The sequence below is a fragment of the Alkalilimnicola ehrlichii MLHE-1 genome, from assembly GCF_000014785.1.
Lineage (GTDB): Bacteria > Pseudomonadota > Gammaproteobacteria > Nitrococcales > Halorhodospiraceae > Alkalilimnicola > Alkalilimnicola ehrlichii.
The window spans coordinates 1617398-1641352 of record NC_008340.1 but is presented as its reverse complement, the minus strand read 5'-3'; the positions used below and the strand labels follow the sequence as shown (position 1 = coordinate 1641352).

The 23955-nt window shown below is 68.8% G+C and carries 26 protein-coding genes; 22 read left to right on the top strand and 4 right to left on the bottom strand.

Annotated features, from left to right (window positions below; all coding sequences use genetic code 11):
* Positions 1–40 precede the first annotated feature (40 nt).
* The 4 genes from MLG_RS07330 to kdsB are packed head-to-tail and all read left to right on the top strand — an operon-like array spanning position 41 to position 2931.
* Positions 41–697, top strand: coding sequence for a MotA/TolQ/ExbB proton channel family protein (locus MLG_RS07330; RefSeq protein ID WP_011629180.1), 657 nt, complete (start codon positions 41–43; stop codon positions 695–697).
* A gap of 1 nt (position 698) precedes the next feature.
* Entirely contained in the window at positions 699–1112 is a 414-nt protein-coding gene (locus tag MLG_RS07325; RefSeq protein WP_011629179.1) for an ExbD/TolR family protein, read from the top strand.
* Positions 1113–1152: 40 nt separating this feature from the next.
* A complete protein-coding gene (lpxK, locus tag MLG_RS07320) occupies positions 1153–2148 on the top strand; it encodes a tetraacyldisaccharide 4'-kinase (protein WP_011629178.1) in 996 nt (331 codons plus the stop codon).
* Between the two features lie 3 nt (positions 2149–2151).
* Positions 2152–2931: a 3-deoxy-manno-octulosonate cytidylyltransferase gene (kdsB, locus tag MLG_RS07315; protein ID WP_011629177.1), complete on the top strand. Its 780-nt coding sequence runs from the start codon at positions 2152–2154 to the stop codon at positions 2929–2931.
* Here the strand turns inward: kdsB and MLG_RS07310 are convergent.
* Positions 2928–3197 (bottom strand): hypothetical protein, encoded by a 270-nt coding sequence (locus tag MLG_RS07310; protein ID WP_011629176.1) that lies wholly within the window; start codon positions 3195–3197, stop codon positions 2928–2930. The two genes, kdsB and MLG_RS07310, sit on opposite strands and share 4 nt — an antisense overlap.
* A 150-nt stretch (positions 3198–3347) precedes the next feature.
* Here MLG_RS07310 and MLG_RS07305 point away from each other — a divergent pair, with 150 nt between their 5' ends.
* Complete coding sequence (locus MLG_RS07305) at positions 3348–3845, top strand: low molecular weight protein-tyrosine-phosphatase (protein ID WP_011629175.1); 498 nt, start codon at positions 3348–3350, stop codon at positions 3843–3845.
* Between the two features lie 83 nt (positions 3846–3928).
* Here MLG_RS07305 and rne read toward each other — a convergent pair whose 3' ends face one another.
* Positions 3929–7150: a ribonuclease E gene (gene rne / locus MLG_RS14810; protein ID WP_011629174.1), complete on the bottom strand. Its 3222-nt coding sequence runs from the start codon at positions 7148–7150 to the stop codon at positions 3929–3931.
* A gap of 414 nt (positions 7151–7564) precedes the next feature.
* On the opposite strand from rne, the gene MLG_RS07295 reads away from it, so the two are divergent.
* Both MLG_RS07295 and MLG_RS07290 read left to right on the top strand, forming a co-directional pair.
* Positions 7565–8515 carry an RluA family pseudouridine synthase gene (locus MLG_RS07295; protein WP_198003257.1) on the top strand — a complete coding sequence of 317 codons (951 nt, stop codon included), beginning with the start codon at positions 7565–7567 and terminating at the stop codon, positions 8513–8515.
* Between the two features lie 7 nt (positions 8516–8522).
* Positions 8523–9458: a S49 family peptidase gene (locus tag MLG_RS07290; RefSeq protein ID WP_011629172.1), complete on the top strand. Its 936-nt coding sequence runs from the start codon at positions 8523–8525 to the stop codon at positions 9456–9458.
* Positions 9459–9468: 10 nt separating this feature from the next.
* Here MLG_RS07290 and MLG_RS07285 read toward each other — a convergent pair whose 3' ends face one another.
* The gene (locus tag MLG_RS07285; RefSeq protein ID WP_011629171.1) at positions 9469–10068 is read right to left on the bottom strand and encodes a Maf family protein; all 600 of its coding nucleotides are present in this window, start codon (positions 10066–10068) and stop codon (positions 9469–9471) included.
* Positions 10069–10189: 121 nt separating this feature from the next.
* Here MLG_RS07285 and MLG_RS07280 point away from each other — a divergent pair, with 121 nt between their 5' ends.
* From MLG_RS07280 to MLG_RS07220, 13 genes are all read left to right on the top strand, one after another.
* Complete coding sequence (locus tag MLG_RS07280) at positions 10190–10735, top strand: YceD family protein (protein WP_011629170.1); 546 nt, start codon at positions 10190–10192, stop codon at positions 10733–10735.
* A gap of 33 nt (positions 10736–10768) precedes the next feature.
* Positions 10769–10948, top strand: coding sequence for a 50S ribosomal protein L32 (gene rpmF / locus MLG_RS07275; protein WP_011629169.1), 180 nt, complete (start codon positions 10769–10771; stop codon positions 10946–10948).
* Positions 10949–11022: 74 nt separating this feature from the next.
* Positions 11023–12051 (top strand): phosphate acyltransferase PlsX, encoded by a 1029-nt coding sequence (gene plsX, locus MLG_RS07270; RefSeq protein ID WP_011629168.1) that lies wholly within the window; start codon positions 11023–11025, stop codon positions 12049–12051.
* On the top strand, positions 12048–13019 hold the full coding sequence (locus MLG_RS07265) for a beta-ketoacyl-ACP synthase III (protein WP_011629167.1): 972 nt from the start codon (positions 12048–12050) through the stop codon (positions 13017–13019). The genes plsX and MLG_RS07265 overlap by 4 nt, the downstream gene beginning before the upstream one ends.
* A gap of 98 nt (positions 13020–13117) precedes the next feature.
* Positions 13118–14062: an ACP S-malonyltransferase gene (gene fabD, locus MLG_RS07260; RefSeq protein WP_011629166.1), complete on the top strand. Its 945-nt coding sequence runs from the start codon at positions 13118–13120 to the stop codon at positions 14060–14062.
* 21 nt (positions 14063–14083) lie between these two features.
* A complete protein-coding gene (fabG, locus tag MLG_RS07255) occupies positions 14084–14839 on the top strand; it encodes a 3-oxoacyl-ACP reductase FabG (RefSeq protein ID WP_011629165.1) in 756 nt (251 codons plus the stop codon).
* Between the two features lie 128 nt (positions 14840–14967).
* A complete protein-coding gene (gene acpP, locus MLG_RS07250; protein WP_011629164.1) occupies positions 14968–15207 on the top strand; it encodes an acyl carrier protein in 240 nt (79 codons plus the stop codon).
* 121 nt (positions 15208–15328) lie between these two features.
* Complete coding sequence (fabF, locus tag MLG_RS07245) at positions 15329–16567, top strand: beta-ketoacyl-ACP synthase II (protein ID WP_011629163.1); 1239 nt, start codon at positions 15329–15331, stop codon at positions 16565–16567.
* 14 nt (positions 16568–16581) lie between these two features.
* The gene (gene pabC / locus MLG_RS07240) at positions 16582–17439 is read left to right on the top strand and encodes an aminodeoxychorismate lyase (RefSeq protein WP_011629162.1); all 858 of its coding nucleotides are present in this window, start codon (positions 16582–16584) and stop codon (positions 17437–17439) included.
* On the top strand, positions 17436–18452 hold the full coding sequence (mltG, locus tag MLG_RS07235; RefSeq protein WP_011629161.1) for an endolytic transglycosylase MltG: 1017 nt from the start codon (positions 17436–17438) through the stop codon (positions 18450–18452). The genes pabC and mltG overlap by 4 nt, the downstream gene beginning before the upstream one ends.
* The gene (gene tmk, locus MLG_RS07230) at positions 18449–19102 is read left to right on the top strand and encodes a dTMP kinase (protein ID WP_011629160.1); all 654 of its coding nucleotides are present in this window, start codon (positions 18449–18451) and stop codon (positions 19100–19102) included. The genes mltG and tmk overlap by 4 nt, the downstream gene beginning before the upstream one ends.
* Positions 19102–20115, top strand: a complete 1014-nt coding sequence (holB, locus tag MLG_RS07225; RefSeq protein ID WP_011629159.1) for a DNA polymerase III subunit delta' — start codon at positions 19102–19104, stop codon at positions 20113–20115. Before tmk ends, holB begins: the two co-directional genes overlap by 1 nt.
* Positions 20116–20186: 71 nt before the next feature.
* A complete protein-coding gene (locus MLG_RS07220; RefSeq protein WP_011629158.1) occupies positions 20187–20549 on the top strand; it encodes a PilZ domain-containing protein in 363 nt (120 codons plus the stop codon).
* Positions 20550–20575: 26 nt separating this feature from the next.
* Here the strand turns inward: MLG_RS07220 and MLG_RS07215 are convergent, their stop codons facing one another.
* On the bottom strand, positions 20576–21721 hold the full coding sequence (locus MLG_RS07215; protein ID WP_011629157.1) for an aminotransferase class V-fold PLP-dependent enzyme: 1146 nt from the start codon (positions 21719–21721) through the stop codon (positions 20576–20578).
* 109 nt (positions 21722–21830) lie between these two features.
* On the opposite strand from MLG_RS07215, the gene MLG_RS07210 reads away from it, so the two are divergent.
* Positions 21831–22847 carry a zinc-dependent alcohol dehydrogenase family protein gene (locus MLG_RS07210; RefSeq protein WP_011629156.1) on the top strand — a complete coding sequence of 339 codons (1017 nt, stop codon included), beginning with the start codon at positions 21831–21833 and terminating at the stop codon, positions 22845–22847.
* A gap of 123 nt (positions 22848–22970) precedes the next feature.
* Entirely contained in the window at positions 22971–23951 is a 981-nt protein-coding gene (locus MLG_RS07205) for an OmpA family protein (RefSeq protein ID WP_011629155.1), read from the top strand.
* Positions 23952–23955 lie beyond the last annotated feature (4 nt).

Genomic DNA, 23955 nt, shown 5'->3' with positions numbered 1-23955 from the left:
GCTGACGCCGCCCCGTCCCGGCAAGAGGAGAACGTCCACCGTGCTGGAACACCTACAGGCCGGCGGCCTGCTGATGATCCCCATCGTCTTCTGCTCGATCCTGGCGCTGGCCATCATCGTGGAGCGGGCCGTGGCGCTGCAGAAACGGCGGGTGGTGCCCCCCGGACTGCTGGCCGACACCTGGCGCCAGGTCAAGGCCGGGCAGATGGACGCGGTAGGGCTCCGACGGCTGCGCCAACACTCGCCGCTGGGGCGGGTCCTCGGGGCCGGCCTGGCCAACGCCGATTGCCGGCGGGAGGTGATGACCGAGGCCATCGAAGACGTCGGCCGGCATGAGGCCCATCGCCTGGAGCGGTTTCTCAACACCCTGGGCACGCTGGCCGCCATTACCCCGTTGCTGGGGCTGCTCGGCACCGTGATCGGCATGATCAAGGTCTTCTCGGTAATCAGCCTGCAGGGGCTCGGCGATACGCCGGCCATGGCTGGCGGGATCTCCGAGGCCCTGATCACCACTGCCGCCGGCCTGTCGGTGGCCATCCCCACGCTTATGGCCTACCGCTACTTCCGGGGCCGGGTGGAGGAACTGGTGGTGGAGATCGAGCAGGAGGCCCTGAAACTGGTGGAGGTGTTGCAGGGCCAGCGGAGCAACGACCTGTTGGAGCCTGCGGCCGGGCCCAACGGGCCGGAGGAACGCTGAGGTGCGGTTGCGCGGCCAACGGAACAGCGACCCGGAGATCAACCTCACACCGTTGATCGACGTGGTGTTCCTGCTGCTGATCTTCTTCATGGTCACCACCACCTTCATCCGTGAAAGCAGCCTGGACATCACCCTGCCGCAGGCCTCGCCGGAGGCCGCGGAGCGACAACCGGAGGTGCTCGATCTGGTGATCAGCGTCGAGGGGGACTATGCGCTCGACGGCCATACGCTGGTGAACCGGCAGCCGGGCACCCTCCGGCAGGCGCTGGAGGAGGCCATGGCGGAGGGCGAACGGCCGCTGGTGATCCGCGCCGATGCCGACGCCCCGCACAAGGCGGTGGTGACAGCGCTGGACGTGGCCGGCCAGTTGGGGATAGCCCGGGTGGCCATCGGCACCACGCCGGAGCCGGAATGAGCCCCGGCGCGGCAACCGGGACGACCCGCGGGGGTGGCCGGTGAGCGAGCTGCCCGCCTTCTGGCTGCGCCGCCCGCCGGACTGGCGTGCCCACGCGCTGCGGCCGCTGGCGGCCCTCTATGGCGGGGTGATGCGCCTGCGCCGCTATGGCTACCGCAAGGGCTGGATCCGGCGCGGCCGGCTCCCCGTACCCGTGGTGGTGGTGGGCAATATCTTCGTCGGCGGTACCGGCAAGACCCCGTTGGTGGCCTGGATCGCCGATACCCTGGCGGCGATGGGCCGGCGGCCCGGGATCGTCAGCCGCGGCTACGGCGGCCGCTCCCGGGAGTGGCCGCGGCGGGTGGCCGCCGACAGCGACCCAGCTGAGGTGGGGGACGAACCGCTGCTGCTGGCCCGCGGCACCGGCTGTCCGGTGGCGGTCGGGCCCGATCGGGTGGCGGCCGCGCAACTGCTGCTGGCTGCCGGCTGCGACGTGGTGGTCAGCGACGACGGCCTGCAGCACTACCGCCTGCCGCGGGCGCTGGAGCTGGTGGTCTGCGACGGTCACCGGGGCCTGGGCAACGGGCTCTGCCTGCCGGCCGGTCCGCTGCGGGAACCGGCCGACCGCCTGGCCGACGTGGACATGGTGATCAGCAACGGACGCGCACCGGCATTGACGCCCTGGTGGTTCGAACTGGTGCCCGGTCCGCTCCGGCCACTGGCCGCGGACGCAGCGCCGGAAGGGGGCCCGGAACCCGGCACCACGGTGCATGCGGTGGCCGGCATCGGTCACCCCGCGCGCTTCTTCGCCACACTGGAAGGGCTCGGCTACCGGGTGATCCCGCACCCCTTCCCGGACCACCACCCTTATCGGGCCGGGGAGTTGCGCTTTGGGGATGACCGGCCGGTGATCATGACCGAGAAGGACGCGGTCAAGTGCGCCGGCCTGGCGCCGGCGCGGAGCTGGTTCCTGCCGGTGGAGGCGCGGCCCGAGCCCGCCACGCGGGAGCGCCTGGAGGCCAGCCTGGCCCGGCTGCACTCACTGACCAACAGGTGATCCATGACCACACCCTTTACCGTCATTATCCCCGCCCGCTACGCCTCCCACCGCTTCCCGGGCAAACCCCTGGCCAGCCTGTTGGGATGGCCGATGATTCACCATGTCTGCCGGCGCGCCGAGGAGAGCGGGGCGGCGCGAATCCTGGTCGCCACCGACCACCGCGAAATCGCCCACGCCTGTCGGGAGGAGGGGCGCGAGGTGGTGATGACCCGGCACGATCACCCATCGGGAACCGACCGTCTGGCGGAGGTGGCGGAGCGGCTGGGATTGGACGACGACCAGATTGTCGTCAATCTGCAGGGGGACGAGCCGCTGATGCCGGGCCGGCTCGTGCGCCAGGTGGCGCTGGATCTGGCGGCGCATCGGGATGCGGGCATTGCCACACTGGCCACTCTCTGCCACTCCCTCGACGAGGTGCGATCGCCCCATGCGGTCAAGGTGGTGCGGGATCGCCAGGGGTATGCCCTGTACTTCAGCCGCGCCCCCATCCCCTGGGACCGCGACGGCTTCTCGGGGGCAGCCGGTGCCGCCCGGTCCCCGGGCCAGTGGTTGCGCCATCTGGGGCTGTATGCCTACCGGGTCGGGTTCCTGCGCCGCTATCCGGCCCTGGAGGCAGCGCCCCCGGAGGGCCTGGAGGCGCTGGAGCAGTTGCGCGCGCTCTGGCACGGCGTGCGCATCCACGTTGGCCTGGCCCATCAGGTCCCCGGTCCCGGGGTCGATACGCCGCAGGACCTGGCCCAGGTGGAACGATTGCTGGCAGAGCAGGGGCCGCCGGCCTAGTCCTCCGCCAGCACCATCTCGTCGAGCAGCGGGTTGGGGGCCACACCGTCGCGGTCGTGCACGGGGAGCGTCCAGGTACGGGGGGTGCGCCGGTGGGCCTCCCCGAACTGGTCGCTTTGCACGCGGCGGCCGACCGCTTCACGCTCCTCGAGCACGAGCCTGGCTTCGGCGGTATCCTCGAGCAGTTCCACCACGCGCAACCGCCGTCCCTGGAAGAGCACATCGCGGCCCACCCAGCTGCGCAGGGTTTCAAGCGCCGTGGTCATGGGGGTACTTCCTCTGGTCTGAAATATCTGTGAGCATAGCGTCTGTTCAAGCGGGGCGGGGCCGCGACGGCTCGCCGACAACTGTCTGGCATCGCCGGTGACCGGCCGCGCATGTGTTAAACCCTCATCGCAAGGAAATCATCCAACCCCATGAATGAAGGTGTGAAACACAGAGTTCTCTTTGTCTGTATGGGCAATATCTGCCGTTCCCCCACAGCCGAGGGGGTCTTCCGCCGCCTGCTCCAAGAGCGGGGGCTGGAGGGCACCATTTACATCGACTCGGCGGGCACCCACGACTACCACATCGGCAAGGCGCCCGACCCGAGGGCGATCCGGGCCGCAGCGCAACGCGGCGTGGACATCAGCGACCTGCGCGCCCGTCAGGTCAGTGTCGAGGATTTTGAGATCTTTGACCTCATCCTGGCCATGGACGGCGCCAACTTTGCCGATCTGCGGCGCGAGTGCCCGAAGCCGTACCGCGAGCGCATCCGAATGTTCCTCGATTACGCCGCGAACCACCCGGAGCAGGAGGTTCCGGACCCCTATTTCGGGGGCGGGCAGGGCTTCGAGCACGTGCTGAACCTGGTCGAGGACGCCGCCGAGGGGTTGTTGGCGGAACTGTCCGGCTCCCGAACCGATCGGGCCTGATTCCGGCCGCCGGTGCCGTCGTGGCACCGGAACGCGCTGAAACAAGGCCCCGTCACCGCCGGTGGCGGTAGGGGCCTCGGCCTTCAGTCATCCTCTCGTGACCTGCCCTGGTCCGGGGATTCGGGCCGCGCCTCACTCTCCCCGGCCGGCCCCTTTCTCCGGGAACCGCCCTTTCGGGAGGCCTCATCGGTCTCCTGCGTCTGATCCCCGCCTTCGTCGCCCGCGGTGTCCGCGGCATCCGCGGTGTCGGCCGGGGCCTTCTGCGCATCAGGAGCGTCCGGCGTACCCGCGCTATGGGCGCCAATGGCCTCCCGACTGCTCTCAGGCTCGTGCTCCAGCCAAGGGGTTGCCTGTGGCCCGGCAGCACCGTCGTCGGCGGCGTTGGGCACCTCCTCGGCAGGCGCGGCGTCCTGGTCGGCGGCCGCTGGCTCACTATCGGACCCCGGGGCCGGCTCCGGCGCCTTGGCCGGCGCTGGTTCCGGCGCCGGTTTCGGTGGCTGATCGGTCCCCGTGTTAGCCGGTGTCGGCTCACGCGGGGCGACGTCAGCCGAGCCGGCGGTGTCGGCCTCGTTGCCCTCGGTGGGGGCCGCTGCGCTGATACGCGGGCGCCCGGAGCGCACCGACGGTTCATCCGGGCCGATATCCTGCGGCAGGACCGGCGGCGTGCCCGGTTGGACACTGGGCTTCGAGCGCTTGCGCCGCGCCCCCGGCTTCTCGCCAGCGGCCTTCTCAGCGGTCGGCGCCTTGGCCCCGTCACCGCCAGCCGCCGGTGGCGCACCGGTCGGTTGGTCGGCGGGCGTCTCACCGGAGGACGCCGGCGCATCTGCCTTGGTGTCGGAGGCCTCGGTGTCGGCCGTCGCCGGTCGTTGGGCCTGCGTGGCCTTCGGCGACCCGGCGGCGGTGCCGCTCTCGTCGTCCGCCGGCGCCGATTCGGGACTGGCGGCCTCGGTGGCGACCTGGCCCCGCGGTGGCCAGTCCTTGAGCTGCGGGGTGGCGCTGCCCTGGATCTCCTCCTCGGTGATCGTTGGCAGCGCCGGCTTGTCAGCCTTTACCTTTTCGCTGGCCGCCGGTTTCTCGGCCGCCGCGCGGTCTCCCTCCCTGGGCCGCTCGGCGGCGGCCTCGGCCTTGCCGGCGGCGCGATCCCGGGGAGCGTCGTCCGCGGCCTCTGCCGCCGGCGGGGTCTGCCCCTTCTGATCCTGGCGTGCGGCCGATTCCTCCGGCTGGCCACCGCCTGTGCTCCCGCTACGCCGGCGGCGCCGTCCGCCCCGCCGGCCGCGCCGGCTGCGACCGCTGCGACCGGCGCCCTCGGCGGTCTCATCCGCATCGCGCCGGGCATCACTCTCCGGCTTGCCGGTAGCCTCCGGTTGCGAGGCCGATCGACCGTCCTCGGGGCGCGCCTTTTGCCGTGTCCGGCCACCCTTGCCGCCGTTACTACCACCGCCCCGGCGCCCGTTGGTGGCTCCCTTCTGATCGCTGCCGCGTCGCCCGGAGGCAGCAGGGGCCTTCTCGCCGACTGGACCCTCCTGACCGGCGCTGTCGTTGTCCGCTTCCCGCCCAAAGAAGCCACGGAGCCGCTGGAACAGGCCGGTGAGGCCGCTGATCCCGACGTCCGATGCGCCGCTACCTTCGGGCGCGTCGCGCTGCGGTGGTGGCGCTTCTTCCTTTGGACTCTCTTCGACGGGCGCCGTCGGCGGCGGTGCGGAGGGCGGCTGTACCCGCTGGACCACCGGTTCCTCCGAGCGCGGCGCGGCCTCCCGCTCCAACCACTCGGGGGAGGGCTCTGGATGTTCCTCGGAGGCGAGCCGGTAACTGGGGTCCTCGGTGGACTCGTCGTCGCTACGCAGGCGCTGGACGTCGTAGTGGGGTGTCTCCATGGTGCGATTGGGGATCAGCACCACGGCCACCCTGTGGCGATCCTCGATCTCACTGATGGAGGGCCGTTTCTCGTTCAAAAGGAAGGTGGCGACATCCACCGGGAGCTGCGCCAGCACCGTCCCGGTCTTCTCCTTCATCGCCTCTTCCTCGACGATGCGCAGGATGGAAAGGGCCAGCGACTCCACGCTGCGCACGGTACCCTGGCCACCACAGCGGGCGCAGACCTCCTGGTGCGACTCGCCCAGGGACGAACGAAGCCGCTGGCGGGACATCTCCAGCAAACCAAAGCGGGAGATTCGCCCGATCTGAACCCGGGCTCGGTCCGCCTTGACCGCCTCGCGGAGTCGGTTTTCCACCTCCCGCTGGTTTCGGTTCGGGCCCATGTCAATGAAGTCGATCACGATCAGCCCGCCCAGATCCCGCAATCGGAGCTGCCGGGCGATCTCGTCGGCGGCTTCGAGGTTGGTGTGCAGGGCCGTCTCCTCGATGTCCGAGCCTTTGGTGGCCCGGGCCGAGTTGATGTCGATGGAGATCAGCGCCTCGGTGTGGTCGATCACGATGGCACCGCCGGAGGGCAGACGAACGTCCCGCTGGAAGGCGGATTCGATCTGGCTTTCGATCTGGTAACGGGTGAACAGCGGTACCCGGTCGTCGTAGTACTTCAGCTTCTGCCGGTTATACGGCATGACCTGCTCGACGAACTCCACGGCCTTTTCAAAGACCTGCGGGTCATCGATGAGAATCTCCCCGATATCCGAGCGCAGGTAGTCGCGCAGCGCGCGAATGATGACGTCGCTCTCCTGGTAGATCAGGAAGGGGGCGGACCGGGCCTCGGCGGCCTTCTGGATAGCGCTCCAGAGCTTGAGCAGGTAATCGAGGTCCCACTGCAGTTCCTCCACCGTCCGGCCCACGCCGGCGGTGCGGACGATCAGACCCATGCCCTCCGGGACGTCGAGTTGTCGCAGCGCCTCGCGGATTTCGGCCCGGTCGGAGCCCTCAATGCGGCGCGAGACGCCGCCGGCGCGCGGGTTGTTGGGCATGAGCACCAGGTAGCGCCCGGCCAGGCTGATGTAGGTGGTCAACGCCGCACCCTTGGTGCCGCGCTCCTCCTTGTCCACCTGAACCACCACCTCCTGGCCCTCACGCACCGCATCGCGGATGCTGGGGCGCCCCCCGTCGGCCTTGAGACCCTCGCGGTAGTAGCTGGGGGCAATCTCCTTAAACGGCAGAAACCCGTGGCGCTCCGCGCCGTACTGTACGAAGGCCGCCTCCAGGCTGGGCTCCACGCGGGTGATGGTGCCCTTGTAGATGTTGGCCTTCTTCTGCTCCCGGGCCGGGGTTTCGATATCCAGGTCGTAGAGCTGTTGCCCGTCCACGAGGGCAACACGCAACTCCTCTGGCTGAGTTGCGTTGATCAGCATTCGTTTCATAAGGGTGATGTCTCCAGCATCCCCGCGGCGCCACGGCAGGCCGCTCGCGCTCGAACCGGGGCGGGCGCAACTCGGTGCATACCGGCCGGCAGGCCTGGACTACGGGAGCCAGGATCAATGCCAGGTAATGCGTCACCAGCAGGTTCGTCGCGTTCATTCGGGTAGCGATGCGGGGTGTTGTCTTTTGGGCTTGGATGGCCGGGGCGGTCGTCGGGCCGGTCCCGGACAGGTTCGTCCGTTCTCCCGCCGAGGTGGCAGGGGAAGCAGGAATCTTTACTGGCGCCGCTGGCGTGGCCAGGGCCAAATGGGGCCCACTACGGCGTGACGGCACTATAACAGTGTCCCCTATAGGCGGCAAATGGCCGCCGGCTCTCTGCTATCATGCGCCGACATGAGCAACGGGCGGATAAGAGCATGAGCGGCGTACGACAGGTGCGCATCGGGCCGGAGGACGCCGGCCAGCGGGTGGACAATTTCCTGATGCGGCAGCTCAAGGGCGTGCCCCGGTCACTGATATACCGGCTGCTGCGCAGCGGGCAGGTCCGGGTCGACGGCAAGCGCACCAAACCGCCGCGCCGGCTGGCCACGGGGGAGACGGTGCGTATTCCGCCGGTCCAGACGCGCGCCCCCCAAGAGGCCACGCCGCCCGCCCGCCTGCAGGGCGAATTGGCCCAGCGCATCCTCTACGAGGACGACCGGCTGCTGGTGATCGACAAGCCCTCCGGACTGGCCGTGCACGGCGGCAGCGGACTGGCCTGGGGGCTGATCGAGGTCTTGCGCCAGGCCCGGCCCAGCGCCCCCTTCCTCGAGCTGGTCCACCGGCTGGACCGCGCGACCAGTGGCTGCCTGATGGTCGCCAAGCGGCGCAGCGCGTTGCGCGAACTGCACGAGCAGCTCCGCACGGGCGCTGTACACAAACGTTATCTGGCCCTGCTCACCGGCGCACTCGGGCGCGGCCCCATTCCGGTGGAGGCGCCGTTGGAGCGCCGCAGTGGACCGGCAGGGGGCGTGCGGGTCGCCAGCCACGGCAAGCTGGCGCGGACGGTGTTCCGGGCCGTGGCGCGCCCCGGGGGCATGACGCTGGCGGAGGCCGATATCGCCACCGGGCGCACCCACCAGATCCGGGTCCACGCGGCCCACCTCGGCATGCCCATCGCCGGCGACGACCGCTACGGGGAGCGGGCGGTCAACCGCCGGTTGAGGGGGTTGGGGCTCAAGCGCCTGTTCCTCCACGCCCACCGCCTGGAACTGTCCGCCCCCGGCACCGGTCAACCCTTATCGATCGAGGCGCCGCTGCCGGACGAGCTGGCGGCGGTCGTGGCGCAGCTCCAGGCGCCGCAACAATCCAATGACTCAACGGGGTAACTGACGGATGAACGAAAACGACCGCTGGGAACGGGATGCCATGCGCGAGATCGCCCTTGAGGGCATCAAGGAGCGCCAACGGGCGCGTCGCTGGGGCATATTCTTCAAGCTGGCGTTCCTGGCCTATCTGGTCGCGTTGCTTATCCCCTTTGCCAGCGGGTTCCTGTTCGAGCGGCCCACAGGGCCGCACCTGGCCAAGGTGAACGTTACCGGGCTGATCAGCGCCGACGAGCTGGCGAGTGCCGAGCTGGTCAATCAGGGGCTGCAGGCCGCATTCAACGCCCCCCGGGCCGAGGGGGTGGTGCTGTACATCAACAGCCCGGGTGGCAGCCCGGTGCAGTCAAACCGCATCTACTCCGAGATCAATCGCCTGCGCGAACAGCATCAGGGGATGGCGGTCTATGCGGTCATCGACGACGTGGGCGCGTCCGGGGCCTATTATATCGCCTCTGCGGCGGATGAGATCTTCGTCAATCCGGCAAGCGTGGTGGGCTCCATCGGGGTCATCTCCGGCGGTTTCGGCTTCACGGAGGCGATGGAGAAACTGGGCGTGGAGCGGCGCATCTACACCGCCGGCGAGAACAAGGCCTTTTTAGACCCCTTTGCCCCGGAGGAGGAAGCGCACCAGGCGCACATGGAGCGCCTGCTGGAGGAGGTGCATTCCCAGTTCATCGCCGACGTCCGCGCCGGGCGGGGTGAGCGCCTGGCCGATGATGATCGCCTGTTCAGCGGGCTCATCTGGACCGGTGAAAGCAGTGTCGAACTGGGCCTGGCCGACGGATTCGGCGATATCGCGCACGTGGCCCGCGAGGTGGCCGGTGTCGACCAGGTGTTGGACTACAGTCGCCACCCCGGCCTGCTGCGCTTCATCACCGACCGGTTGGGCATGAGTATCGGCAAGGCCATCACCCGCGCCCTGACCGAGGGCCACGAACTGCGCTGAGCGCGGGCGGTCACTCCTCCGAGCCGATCAGCGGGTAGCCGCAGGCGAGGAGAAAGTCGAACAACCGGATCAGCGGCAGCCCGATCAGGGCGTTCGGGTCGCTGCCCTCCATGCGCTGGAACAACACTGCGCCCAGCCCCTCGGATTTGAAGCTGCCGGCGCAGTCCAGCGGTTGTTCCAGCGCCACGTAGCGGGCGATGGTGGTCTCGTCCAGGTCCCGGAAGTGCACCCGATAGGGGACGACGTCAGACTGGCGGCGCCCCCCCGCGGCATGCACCACCGCCACGCCGGTCAGGAAGGTGACGCACTGGCCGGAGGCGGTAGCGAGCTGCTCCCGGGCCCGGGCCTCGCTGCCCGGCTTGCCCAGCACCCGCTCGCCCAGCACGGCCGCCTGATCGGACCCGATCACCAGGGCATCCGGGCGCCGTTCCGCCACGGCCTCGGCCTTGGCCCGCGCCAGCCGGAGCACGTAATCGTGCGCCGGCTCATCCGGGTGCCGGCTCTCGTCAACGTCGGCCGGAATGGCCTCATGGGGCAGGCGCACCTGCTCCAGCAAGGCGCGCCGATAGGGGGAACGGGAGGCGAGTATCAAAGGGGGTCGCTCGGCCACGTGCCTGCTCCTGGGGTCACCGGGTCGGGGATCGGTTCGCAAGGCGTCAAGGCTAGGGCCGATCGCCGCCCCTGGCAAGCGCTTTGACAGCCCGGGAGGCCGCGCTTATGATTGCGGGCTTATGTCCAGCAGCCCACTGCCTGAGTACCTGGTGCACGACATGTTCACCGAGGCCGGCACCCGACTCGAGGGTCGGCTGCCGCGGGCGGCTATGGCGCGCCTCTCCGCCGAGGCGGTGGTGGCCGATCAGGCGGCACGGGTCCGGGTCGCGCTGCGGGCGTTCCGCGACGATCAGGGCCGGCAACGGCTGAGCGGCGCGGTGAGCGCCAGCATCACGCTCCGTTGCCAGCGCTGTCTGCAGCCCTATGAGCAAGCGCTGGACGCGGAAGTGGCGCTGCAACTGGTGGCCAGCGAGCACGAGGCGGAGTCCCTGGCGCCGGAGTTCGACCCCCTGGTGATGGCCACCGGCAAATTGCCGTTGGTCGCCGTGGTCGAGGACGAACTGCTGCTGGCGATGCCGGCGATTGCCCGTCATCCGGAGGGCGGCTGTGCCACGCCGGATAACCCGGCGGAGGCACAGGACGAGCCGGACGAGCGAGCGAAGAACCCCTTTGCGGTGCTGGAGCGGATGAAATGCCCCTCTGACACCGATCAAGACGATACATGACAATCAACACGAGATTGATCCAAGGAGCCCCAAATGGCCGTTCAACAGAACCGTAAGACGCCCTCCAAGCGCGGCATGCGCCGTTCCCACGACGCCCTGTCCGGCCCGGCCCTGTCGGTGGAACCGCAGACGGGCGAGACCCACCGTCGCCACCATGTCAGCCCTGACGGCTACTACCGGGGCCGAAAGGTCATGCAGGGGCGCGAGGACTGAGACGCATGGGTGAAGGAAACCCGCCCGCCAGCCCGGCTCGGCGGGCGGTTTCTTTTTAACCATGGGCCAGGGGCATGACTGAGTCGGTTACTATCAGCCTGGACGCCATGGGTGGCGATCATGGCCCCGACGTGGTGGCTCCCGCTGCGCTGGCGGCGCTGGCGCGTAACCCGGCGCTGCGTCTGATACTGGTCGGTCAGGCCGAACCGGTGCGCCAGGCGTTGCAACGGCATGGCGGACAGGAGAGCGAGCGGCTGTGGGTCCATCCCGCCAGCGAGGTGGTTGCGATGGATGAGCCGCCCTCGCAGGCGCTGCGGACCAAAAAAGACTCCTCCATGCGGGTCAGCATCCAATTGGTCAAGCAGGGTGAGGCGGACGCCAGTATCAGTGCCGGCAACACCGGCGCCCTCATGGCCACGGCCCGTTATGTGCTCAAGACGCTGCCGGGCATCGATCGACCGGCGATCATGAGCACCATCCCCACCAAGGGCGGGTACGCCCACATGCTCGACCTGGGTGCCAACGTCGATTGCACGGCGGAGCATCTGTTTCAGTTCGCCGTGATGGGTTCGGTCTGTGCCGAGGCCATCGACGGCGTGGCGCAGCCGCGGGTGGGGCTGTTGAATATCGGTGAGGAGGAGATCAAGGGCAATGACCAGGTAAAACGGGCCTGTCAGATGCTCACCGACTCCCCCCTGAACTACGTCGGGTACGTGGAGGGGGACGGGATCTTCAAAGGTCTGGCCGATGTCGTCGTCTGCGACGGCTTCGTCGGAAACGTCGCCCTGAAGAGCAGCGAGGGTGTGGCGGGACTGATCGCCCACTACCTGCGGGCCGAGTTCCAGCGCAATCTCTTCACCCGGCTGGCGGGGCTGATCGCACTGCCGGTGCTGCGCTCCCTGCGCGGTCGGATCGACCCGCGCCAGTACAATGGCGCCAGCCTGCTCGGATTGCGTGGTATCGTGCTCAAGAGTCATGGTGGCGCCGACGCCTTCGCCTTCGGCCGCGCCATCGAAACGGCGGTGCTCGAGGTGCGCAAAGGGGTTCCGCGCATGATCGATCAGCGCCTTGAGAGCCTGTTGGCCGCGAAGGAGTCTCCGTGAGCTACGCGCGTATCATCGGCACCGGCAGCTACCTGCCGGACGAAGTGATTACCAATCACGATCTCGAGCGGCTCATCGACACCTCCGATGAGTGGATCCGCGAGCGCACCGGTATCACCGAGCGCCGCCGCGTGGCGCCGGATCAAACCTGCGGTGACTTGGCCGAGGAGGCCGCCCGGCGTGCCCTGGAGGCGGCCGATGTCTCGCTGAGCAGCATCGATCTGGTGATCGTCGGCACCTGCACCCCCGATCGGGTCTTCCCCAGCACCGCCTGCCTGCTGCAGGAGCGGCTGGGGATGCGGCACGGGTCGCTGGCCTTCGACCTGTCCGCCGCCTGCTCCGGTTTCGTCTATGGCCTCGGTGTCGCCGATCAGTTCTTCCGGACCGGTGCCGTGCGCCGCGCCCTGGTGATCGGCGCCGAGACCATGACCCGGATCCTGGACTGGAACGATCGCGCCACCTGTGTGCTGTTCGGTGACGGGGCCGGCGCCGTCGTCCTGGACCGCAGTGAGGAACCGGGCATTCTCTCCACCCATCTGCACTCGGACGGGCGCTATCAGGACCTCCTCGGGGTGCCGTGGGGGCCGGGGCAGGGGTATGAGAAGCGCGACGCCCTGGGGCCCTACATCACCATGCAGGGCAACGAGGTCTTCAAGGTTGCGGTGCGCACCCTCAGCCGTATTGTCGATGAGAGCCTCGCCGCCAACGGGCTGGAGAAGCGCGACATCGACTGGCTGGTGCCCCACCAGGCCAACATCCGGATCATCCAGGCCACTGCCCGCAAGCTGGAGATGCCCATGGAGCGGGTGGTGGTCACCGTGGACAAGCAGGGCAACACCTCGGCGGCCTCCATCCCCATGGCCTTGGACACGGCCATCCGTGACGGCCGGATCAAGCGGGGCGATTTGCTCCTGCTGGAGGCCTTCGGTGGCGGCTTTACCTGGGGCTCCGCCCTGATCCGGTACTAAGGGGCAAGCCCGGCCGCGGGCGATCGCGGCCGGGCAAACCGCTCCGCGGAATCGATTGGATACGCAATCCTCACGGCATAGACACGGCACAACGGATCATGAGCGATAACGACACCAAGCTCGCCTTTGTCTTCCCCGGCCAGGGGTCCCAGTCCGTCGGCATGATGGACGATCTGGCCTCGGCCAGCCCCGTCGTGGAACAGACCTTCCGGGAGGCCGGGGATGCCCTCGGCGCCGATCTCTGGGACCTGGTCCGCAACGGCCCGGAAGACACCCTTAACCGCACCGACTACACGCAGCCGGCCATGCTGGCCGCCGGGGTCGCCACCTGGCGGGCCTGGCGCTCGGAGGGCGGTGCCGAGCCGACGGTGTTGGCCGGGCACAGTCTCGGCGAGTACACCGCCCTGGTCTGCGCCGGCGCCCTGGGCTTCCAGGATGCGGTGCGCCTGGTCGCTCAGCGCGGCCGCTTTATGCAGGAGGCGGTTCCGGCCGGGCAGGGCGCCATGGCGGCGGTCCTGGGCCTGAACGATCAGGCGGTTATCGACGCCTGCGCCGCGGCCGCCGGGGACGAGGTGGTCTCGGCGGTCAACTTCAATGCCCCCGGTCAAGTCGTTATAGCGGGCGCCCGAGCTGCGGTGGAGCGGGCCATGGCGGCCTGCGAGTCCGCCGGGGCCAAGAAGGTGATGCCCCTCCCGGTGAGCGTTCCCTCCCACTGCGCCCTGATGAAGCCGGCGGCCGAGCGCCTGGCCGAGGTGCTGGCCGATATCCCCCTGGAAGCACCGGCCATCCCCGTCGTGCACAACGTGGACGTCCAGACCGCAAGTGACCCGAATGCAATCCGCGAGCGGCTGATCGCCCAACTGCACAACCCCGTCCGCTGGGTGGAGACCATCCACGCCTTGGTGGATCAGGGTGTCACCCAGGTGGTGGAATGCGGCCCGGGCAAGGTCCTTGCCGGCCTCAACCGGCGGATTCAGCGTCGCCTGCCCGTCGTGGCCCTTGCGGATGCGAAGAGCCTGGAAAAGGCCAAGGCAAGTCAATAACTAACAAGGAGCTTTTCAGCCATGTTCAGCAATCAGGCGCTGGAGAATCAGGTGGCCCTGGTCACCGGGGCCACCCGCGGAATCGGCCGCGCCATCGCGCTCCAACTGGGCGCCATGGGTGCAACGGTGGTGGGCACCGCCACCTCCGAGAAGGGCGCCGAGCGCATCGGTGAGACCCTGAGCGCCCAGGGCATCGCCGGGGGCGGCCGGGTGTTGGACGTGACCGATCCCGACCAGGTGGCCGAGGTGGTCAAGGCCATCGGCGCCGACTTCGGCGCCCCGACGGTGCTGGTGAACAACGCCGGCATCACCCGCGACAACCTGATGATGCGCATGAAGGAGGAGGACTGGAGTCGGATCCTCGACACCAACCTCAGCTCCGCTTTCCGGATGGTAAAGGCCTGCATGCGCGGCATGATGAAGGCCCGCCAGGGCCGGATCATCAACATCGGTTCGGTGGTGGCGTCTGCGGGTAACGCCGGTCAGGCCAACTACTGCGCCGCCAAGGCGGGCTTGGAGGGCCTGACCCGCTCCCTGGCCCGTGAGCTGGGCAGCCGCGGGATCACGGTGAACACCGTGGCACCGGGCTTTATCGAAACCGACATGACTCGGGAGATGCCCGAGGCGCAGCGTGAGGCCCTGGTGGGCCAGATCGCGCTGGAGCGCCTGGGCCAACCCGAGGACATTGCCGCCACCGTGGGCTTTCTGGCCACACCGGCGGCCGGTTACATCACCGGTAGCACCCTGCATGTCAACGGCGGCATGTATATGGGCTAACGATTCGCTTTGGTTTGTGTTAGCGTGCGCGTGGTCGTGGCTGGTGGCACGGCCGGTGGAGTTCACATACAATACCGGCCCGCAGCCAAGCGACTGCGCCAGGAAACCCTTTCGGAGGACGCATCAAAATGAGCAGCATCGAAGAACGCGTTAAGAAAATCGTCGTCGAGCAGCTTGGGGTCAAAGAGGAAGAGGTGAGCGGTGAGGCCTCCTTTGTCGACGATCTTGGCGCTGACTCGCTGGATACCGTGGAACTGGTCATGGCGCTCGAGGAGGAGTTCGAGTGCGAAATTCCTGACGAAGAAGCTGAGAAGATCACCACCGTTCAACAGGCGGTCGACTACATCAACAAGCATCTGGGCTCCTAAACCGGGCCCAGGCTGGCTTCAGTCGTGATCGGCGCCCCAGGGCCGGCCAAGCGCCGGCCCTGATTTTTTGTGCCGCCCCCGTCGGGGCCCGGCGCGGCTGACAGGCTTGAGGGGTGCAAACGTGTCCAAACGTCGAGTAGCAGTTACCGGGCTGGGTCTGGTGTGCCCGCAGGGCAATACCGTAGATGAGGCCTGGGAAAACATCCTGGCCGGCCGGTCCGCTGCCCGCAGCATCGACCGCTTCGATGCCAGTGAGTTCCCGGTACAGTTCGCGGCCATGCTTCAGGGCTTCGACGTCGGCCGGTACCTGTCGCCCAAGGAAGCTCGCAAGATGGACCCCTTCATCCACTATGCGATTGCCGCCGGTGTGCAGGCCATGGAGGACTCCGGCCTGGCCGTCAGCGACGAGAACGCGGACCGCATTGGGGTGTCCATCGGTTCAGGCATTGGTGGCATCAGCGGGATCGAGGCCAACATGGCCGTGCTGAACCGGAGCGGTGCCCGCCGCATCTCGCCTTTCTTCGTCCCCAGCAGCATCATCAACATGGCCTCGGGCCACCTCTCGATCCGCTACGGCCTTAAGGGGCCTAACCTGGCCACGGTCACCGCCTGCGCCGCGGGCACCCATAACATCGGCCAGGCGGCCCGCGCCATCGCCTATGGTGATGTGGACGCCATGCTGGCGGGCGGCTCCGAGATGCCCATCTCGCCCCTGGGGCTGGCGGGCTTTGCCGCCGCCCGGGCGCTCTCCAACCGCAATGACGAGCCCGCTCAGGCCAGCCGCCCCTTTGAAAAGGGACGGGACGGCTTCGTCCTGGGCGAGGGCGCCGGCATCGTGGTGCTCGAGGAGATGGAGGCGGCCAAGCGCCGCGGTGCGACCATTTACGGCGAACTGGCTGGCTTTGGCATGAGCGGCGACGCCTATCACATCACCTTGCCGGCGGAGGGGGGCGACGGCGCCCGTCGGTGCATGGTGCATGCGCTGCGGGATGCGCACATCACGCCCGATCAGGTGGACTACATCAATGCCCACGGCACCTCCACACCGGCCGGTGACCGCGTTGAGGTGGAGGCCGTGCGCACCGCCTTCGGGGACCACGCCGATCGCCTGGCGATGAGTTCCACCAAGTCCATGACCGGCCACCTGCTCGGCGCCGCCGGCGGGGTGGAGGCGATCTTCTCACTGCTCGCCTTGCGCGATCAGGTGGCGCCACCAACGATCAATTACGAGGAGCCGGACCCGGACTGCCGGCTGGACTTCGTGCCCAATGAGGCCCGGGACCTGACCATGAATGTGGCCCTGTCCAACTCCTTCGGTTTCGGCGGGACCAACGGCAGTCTGGTCTTCCGGCGCGTCTAGGCCGCGGACCGGCCATGGCGGTCACCTGGGTCAACGGCGTTCCCTGCGACCGGATTGCCGTGAACGATCGGGGCCTGGCCTACGGCGATGGCCTGTTCGAGACCATCGCTGTGGTGGCCGGCCGGCCCCGCCTTTGGGAGGCGCACCTGGACCGGCTACGTGCTGGCTGCGCCCGGTTGCAGCTGCCGGAGCCTCCGGCGGAGCCGCTCTGGCGCGAGGCCCGCGCCCTCTGCCGGCAGCAGCCCACCGGGCATGGGCTGCTCAAGCTGCTCTACACCCGCGGCAGCGGCGGCCGGGGGTATGCCCCACCCGCTGAGCCCGAGGGCACCCGCATCCTCACCCTCCACCCCTGGCCGGACTGGCCTGAGACGCACTGGCGCAATGGCATCGAGCTGTTTCTGTGTCAAACTCGGCTGGCCCGCCAGCCGCTGTTGGCCGGCCTCAAACACCTCAACCGCCTGGAGCAGGTCCTGGCCCGGAGTGAATGGAGCGACGAGCGCTGGGCGGAGGGCCTGGTCCGCGATGGAGAGGGGTGGCTGATCGAAGGCACGGCCAGCAACCTGTTCGGCGTGGCCGGCGAGACCCTGATCACCCCGCCCCTGGACGATTGTGGTGTCGCCGGGGTTATGCGTCGTAATATCATGTTGTTATCGGATGAATTGCAGATCCCCTACGAAGTGACACCGGTGGATCCGAATGCCCTGAGAGGGATGGACGAGGTGTTTGTGAGCAATTCGCTGGCCGGCATCTGGCCGGTGCGGGGCCTGTCGGACGGGACCGTATGGGCCGCCCCGGGCCCCGTCACCCGGCGGCTGCAGCAGGCGCTGTGCGCTCAGGGCGTCGTCCCCGGTCCGGGGCGGGGCGAAGCATGAACTGGGCCCGTCTCACGCTGCTGACGACGCTGCTCTTGGTGATGGCCGCCCTGGCGGTCGGTGCCTGGGCCTGGCAGGCCTGGGACCGGCTCACTGCGCCTATCACAGCGGACGGGGAGTCGGTGGTCATCGAGATCCCCCGGGGCGCCTCCTTCCGCCAAGTGGTTGAGCGGCTGGAGCGGGAGACGGCCTTCGAGGATGGCCTGGCCCTGCGGCTGTACGCCCGCTATACCGGCGACGACGCCCGGGTCCAGGCGGGCGAGTACGCCCTGGAGCCGGGCATCAGCGTGCTGGATGCCCTGGAGCGGTTCGCCCGAGGCGAGGTCGTCCAGCACCGCATCACCGTGGTCGAGGGCCTCACCTTCCGCCAGATGCGGCGTCTCATCGAAGCCCACCCGGCCCTGGAGCAGACCCTTAAGGGGCTGGACGATGAGGGGGTGATGGCCGAGCTGGGCAAGCCGGATCGTCACCCGGAGGGCTGGTTCTACCCCAGTACCTACACCTTCCCCCGCGGGACCACCGACCGTGACCTGCTGGCCCGCGCCATGCGCCGCATGGAGCGCCGCCTGGAGGAGGAGTGGGCGGCGCGGGCCGACGGACTGCCCCTGGAGACGCCCTACGAGGCGCTGATTCTGGCCTCCATCATCGAGCGCGAGACCGGGCGGGACGGGGAGCGGGCGAAGGTGGCCGGCGTCTTCACCCGGCGGCTGGAAAAGGGCATGCGCCTGCAGACCGACCCGACGGTCATCTACGGCATGGGTGAGGCCTATGACGGGCGCATACGCAGCGCCGATCTGCGCCGGGACACGCCTTATAACACCTACACCCGCCACGGCCTGCCCCCGACGCCCATTGCCATGCCCGGCAGCGCCTCGATCCGCGCGGCCGTGAACCCGGCGGACCACGACTACCTCTACTTCGTCTCGCGCGGCGACGGCAGCCACCAATTCTCCCGCACCCTGGCGGAACACAACCGTGCCGTGCGCCGCTACATTCTGGGGGAGGGCGAATGACCCGGGGCCGTTTTATCACGCTGGAGGGGCTGGAAGGGGCGGGTAAGAGCACCGCCCTGACCCGCGTGCGGGAGTACCTGCAACGGCAGGGGATCGACGCGGTGATGACCAGGGAGCCCGGCGGCACCCCGTTGGGGGAACGCATCCGGGCGTTGCTGCTCGGTCAGTCGGAGCCGCCCATGGCCCCCGCCACCGAGGCGTTACTCATGTTCGCGGCCCGCTCCGAGCACCTGGACAAACGGATCTGGCCGGCCCTGGAGCGGGGCCAGTGGGTGGTCTGCGACCGTTTCACCGACGCCAGTTACGCCTACCAGGGCTGGGGCCGGGGTCTCGGTGCCGAACGGATTGCAGCATTGGAGGACTGGACCCAGGGTGCGCTGCGCCCGGACCTGACACTCTGGCTGGATGTGCCGGTGGAAACCGGCCTGGCTCGCGCCGCCGGCCGGGGCGAGGCCCCCGACCGCTTCGAGCAGGAGCGGGACGGGTTCTTCGAGCGCGTGCACGAAGGTTACGCGGCGTTGGCAGAACGCTTCCCCGAGCGCATCCGGCGGGTGGATGCCGGTCAACCCCTGGAGGCCGTGTTAACTGCCTTGGAGGAGGCCCTGGCCTCGGCGGTCACGCGCTGGCTCAGCGGCACGGAGGCGCACTGATGGCGGATACCCCAGCCAGCGAGCTGGCGGAACCGGCTTGGACCCCACCGACCGGATCGGTGCCGGAGTGGCTCGACGACAGGCTCTCGGAACTGTTGCGCCAGGCGGCGTCCGGGCAGCTGCCACACGCGCTGTTGCTGGCCGGGCCTGCGGGCACCGGTAAGTCGCTGCTGGGTGGCCACCTGGTGCGTGCCTTGCTCTGTCACCAGCCGGGCGAGGGGGGCCGGGCCTGCGGGCGTTGTGAATCGTGTCGCGCGCTGGCTCGGGGCCTGCACCCGGATTTCCGCCACTTGGCGCCCGAGGAGCGGGCGGTGATTACCGTCGATGCGGTGCGTGCCCTCGGACGCTTTCTCAACCTGAGTGCGCGGTTCGGTGGATGGCGGATCGCACTGATCGATCCGGCGGACACCCTGACCGTCAATGCGGCCAACAGCCTGCTGAAGACCCTCGAGGAACCGCCCGCCACCACTCTCCTGGTATTGGTGAGCTCACGCCCGGCGCAACTGCCCGCCACCATCCGCAGTCGCTGCCGCCACCTGACGATACCGGTCCCGCCCGCGGAGAGGGCCTTGAGCGGGTTGCGGGGCCAGGGGCTGACCGTCACCGAGCGCACCTTGGCGCTGGCCGGGGGGGCGCCCTTCCGGGGGCTGGCCTGGGAGGAGGCGGGGCTACCCGAGCGATTGGATCGCCTCGCCGCGGATCTGCTCGCCCTGCACCAGGGCCGCCAGGACCCGATCGCGCTGGCCCGCGACTGGGCCGACCTGGACCTTCCGGTGTTTCTGGATGTGTTGGCCACCCTGCTCGCCGAACTGGCCCGGTTCCAGGCCGGGGGGGCGGAGGCGAGCCGTGCTGCGCCCGCCGCCCCGCTCCGGGCGCTGGCGGCGGAGACAACCCCGACCGCCGTCCTCGGCCACCTGGAGGCGGTCCACGAGGCCCAGTACCGCCAGGGCCACCCGCTCAATCCGCAGTTGGTCAGGGAGTCGTTGCTGGTGGGTTGGTTGGAAGCGGTCTGACGCCGCTGCCCTGCGCCGGTTTCAATCCCGGGGCGGGCGTGGGAGACTAACGGCAGGGAGGAGAGCAGCGTATGGCGGAAACACCTCGTAAGCCCCGTAGTCGTCACGGCATTCTGTCCTTGTCCATCAAGGACAAGTCGGCCCTCTATGCCGCCTATATGCCGTTCCTGAAAAACGGTGGCCTCTTCGTGCCCAACAGCAAAAGCTACCAGCTCGGCGACGAGGTCTTCATGCTGCTCTCGCTCATGGAGGAGTCGGAGAAGATCCCGGTGGTCGGGCGCATCGCCTGGATCACCCCCCAGGGGGCCCAAGGCAACCGCACCGCCGGCGTCGGGGTGCAGTTCTCCGACAAGGACAACGGCGCCGCCCGCCGCAAGATTGAGGAGTACCTGGCCGGCGCCCTGGAGTCGGACCGCCCCACCCACACCATGTGAGGCCTCGCGGTGCCTGCCCCGCCCGCTCAAGCCCGGCAGTGGGGCAGGGCGGCGAGGAGTTGCTCGGTGGCGTACTCCAGGCGGGTTGGCTCGGTGTAAAAATGGGGCGAGAAACGCACGCCGCCCATGCGGTGGGCGGCGACCACACCCGCCGATGAGAGCCGTTTCCACAGTGCACGGGCATCCGCCCCCGGGGCCCGGAAGGTGACGATGCCCGCGTGGCGCCCCCCCTCCCGGGGCGTGATCAGCTCCAGTTCCGGCCGTTGATCCACCCAGTCCATCAGGTGGCGGGTGTTATCGAGCACGTTCTCGGCGATCGTGTCCGGCCCCACCTCCAGCAGCAGGCTGACGCTGGCCACCAGCGCGTGCACCCCGAGCATATTGGGGCTGCCGCACTCGAAGCGACGGGCACTGGCGGCCGGCGCCCAGTCACTACGGTCGTAGTCCCCCGCGTGCTCCACCATGTGCCAGCCGTACTGATAGAGCTGGAGCTGGCCGATCAGCTCCGGGCGGACGTACATAAAACCCAACCCCTCCGGGCCCAGCAGCCACTTGTGCCCATCCGCCACCACAAAATCCGGCGCCAGCGCCGCCACATCCAGGGGCAGCGCCCCCAGGCTCTGGATCCCGTCGACGCAGCAGAGCACCCCCCGCTCCCGGCAGGCGGTGACCAGGCGCGCGATGTCCATCCGCTCACCGCTGGCGTACTGCACCGTGCTCACCGCCAGTAGGCGGGTCTTTGGCCCCATGGCCTCGATCAGGCGGGACTCGGGATCAGGGTCACCCACCGTCCACGAAACATCGCGCACCCGCACACCCAGGCGCGCCAGCGACTCCCACACGATACGATTGGACGGGAATTCATGGCGGTTGATCACCACCTCGTCCCCCGGGGCCCAGTCCAGGCCCCAGGCGATCATGGACAGCCCCTCGGAGGTGTTTTTCACCAGCGCAATGGTATCGGAGGAGGGCGCGTTGATCAGCTCAGCCAACCGGTTCTTCAGTCGATGTTCCGCTTCCAGCCATCGCGGGTAGGCGGCCGCACCCTGGCGGACGTTCTCGGCGGCGAACTCGGCGACCGCGTCACGGGTGCACGCCGGCCAGGGGCTCACCCCGGCGTGATTGAGATAGGCGATACCATCATCCTGCGGGAACTCTGCCTGCCACCACATGGGGCCTCCAGCGACTCGTGATTCCGGATAGGGCGCCCAGGGTAGCCCCGGAACGCCGCGCCTGACCATAATTGTAAGGGTTACCGCAGCAGATGACCGGGAAGGGGAAATGGAAGCAGAGGATACGGAACGCACCACCATGCGGGTGATGGCGCTGGAGGCCCCGGGGCAGGCCCTGCAGGCCCAATCCTGGCCCGTCCCGGAGCCCGGCATCGGGCAACTCCGCCTCCGGGTGCGCGCCTGCGCCGTCTGCCGCACGGATCTGCACGTGGTGGACGGCGAGTTGCCGGACCCCGTACTGCCCATCATCCCGGGCCATGAGATCGTCGGTGTGGTGGACCGCGTGGGCGAGGGCTGCCAAAGGTACCGCCCGGGCGACCGGGTGGGGGTGCCCTGGCTCGGCCATACCTGCGGGACCTGCGATCATTGCCGCGCCGGCCGGGAAAACCTCTGCGACCAGGCACGGTTCACCGGCTACCAGTTGCAGGGCGGTTACGCTGAATACGCCATCGCCGACGAGCGGTTCTGCTTCCCGATCCCCGCCGCGTACACCGACGCCGGCGCCGCGCCACTGTTGTGCGCCGGGCTCATCGGTCACCGCTCACTGAGCATGGCCGGCGACGACGCCCGCCGTCTGGGGATCTACGGTTTCGGTGCGGCGGCCCATATCGTGGCCCAGGTGGCGCGCCACCAGGAGCGCGACCTCTACGCCTTCACCCGTCCGGGGGATCAAAAGGCCCAGGCGTTTGCCCGCGCCCTCGGCGCCTGCTGGGCCGGGCCCTCGGACCGGCTGCCACCCAAGCCATTGGACGCGGCCATCATCTTTGCCCCCGTCGGCGACCTGGTCCCCCAGGCCCTGCGTGCGGTGCGCAAGGGCGGCCGGGTGGTCTGTGGCGGCATCCACATGAGCGATATCCCCTCGTTCCCCTACGCCTGGCTCTGGGGCGAACGCAGCCTCTGCTCGGTCGCCAACCTGACCCGGGCCGATGGTGAGGCCTTCATGGCCCTTGCGCCCGAGGTGCCGGTACGCACGGAAGTGGTGGAGTACCCCCTGGACCAGGCCAATCAGGCCCTGGATGACCTGCGCGGCGGTCGCCTGCAGGGCGCCGCCGTGCTGATCCCTTAGTCGCCTCTGCTGCCCCCTGCGGCGCGAACGGCGTCGCGCCCCGAAAACGGGGCCCAATCCGGTAGGAAATTGGCTATCTTCAAAGGGTCAACCGTGCCCCGCACCTCAGTGAAGGAGAACCGCATGCACCGAACCGTCGGCCCCTTTGTCCTCGCCACCGCCTTTGGCGCCTTCCTGACCGCCGGCCTCGCACCGGCCAGCCAGGACATTGAAGGCGCCGGGGACCATCCGGACGTGCCCCGCGTCGCCGGCTCTTACATCGTCTATCACGACGTCACCGATTTCGACCGCCTGACCGTGCCAACCGGCCCCTACACCGGCGAGGGTTTCGAGTCCACGGCGGTCATGGAAGGGGAGGTGCTCAGTCAAAGCTACGTCTTCGACGACCCCAGCGTCGCCACGCTCCGCGTAAAACGCAGTTATATCCATGCGTTGGAGGATAGCGGCTTCGACATCCTGTACACCGGCAGCGAGGCGGAGCTCTCCGGCGGCGACGGCCGCACGTTTTTCATCCAGTCCGGTCTCTTTGAGCGCGGTGCCCGCGACTGCTGCCGCGTGGCCAACCGTGACCGTCAGGTCCGCTATATCGCCGCGCGCTCAGGGAGCGGTGAGGTGCTGGCGGCCATCGCCATCTATAACGCCCGCGGCGTGGATGGCCCGGCGGTCTCCAAGGCCATCGTGACCGCCGAGGAGATGGCGACGGCGATGGAGCACAAGCCGCTGACGGCCGGCGAGATGGAGACCGGCCTAGTCGAGGACGGCCGGGTGGCCATCCAGAATATCCTCTTCGCCGTCAACAGCGCCGAAATCCTGCCGGACTCCGCGGACGCGCTGGAGGCCATCGCCGAGCTGATGTCGGAGCAGCCGGACCTGACGTTGCTGGTGGTGGGCCATACCGACAGCACCGGTGACTACGACTATAACCTGACCCTGTCCATGGAACGCGCCGAGGCCGTGGTGCGCTGGCTGCAGCGGGAACACGGCATCGATGGCGACCGCCTGCAGGCGGCGGGCGCGGGCATGATGGCACCGGTGACCAGCAACCGTACCGAAGCCGGCCGTGCGGAGAACCGCCGGGTGGAGCTGGTGGAGCGCAATCCCTGAGTCC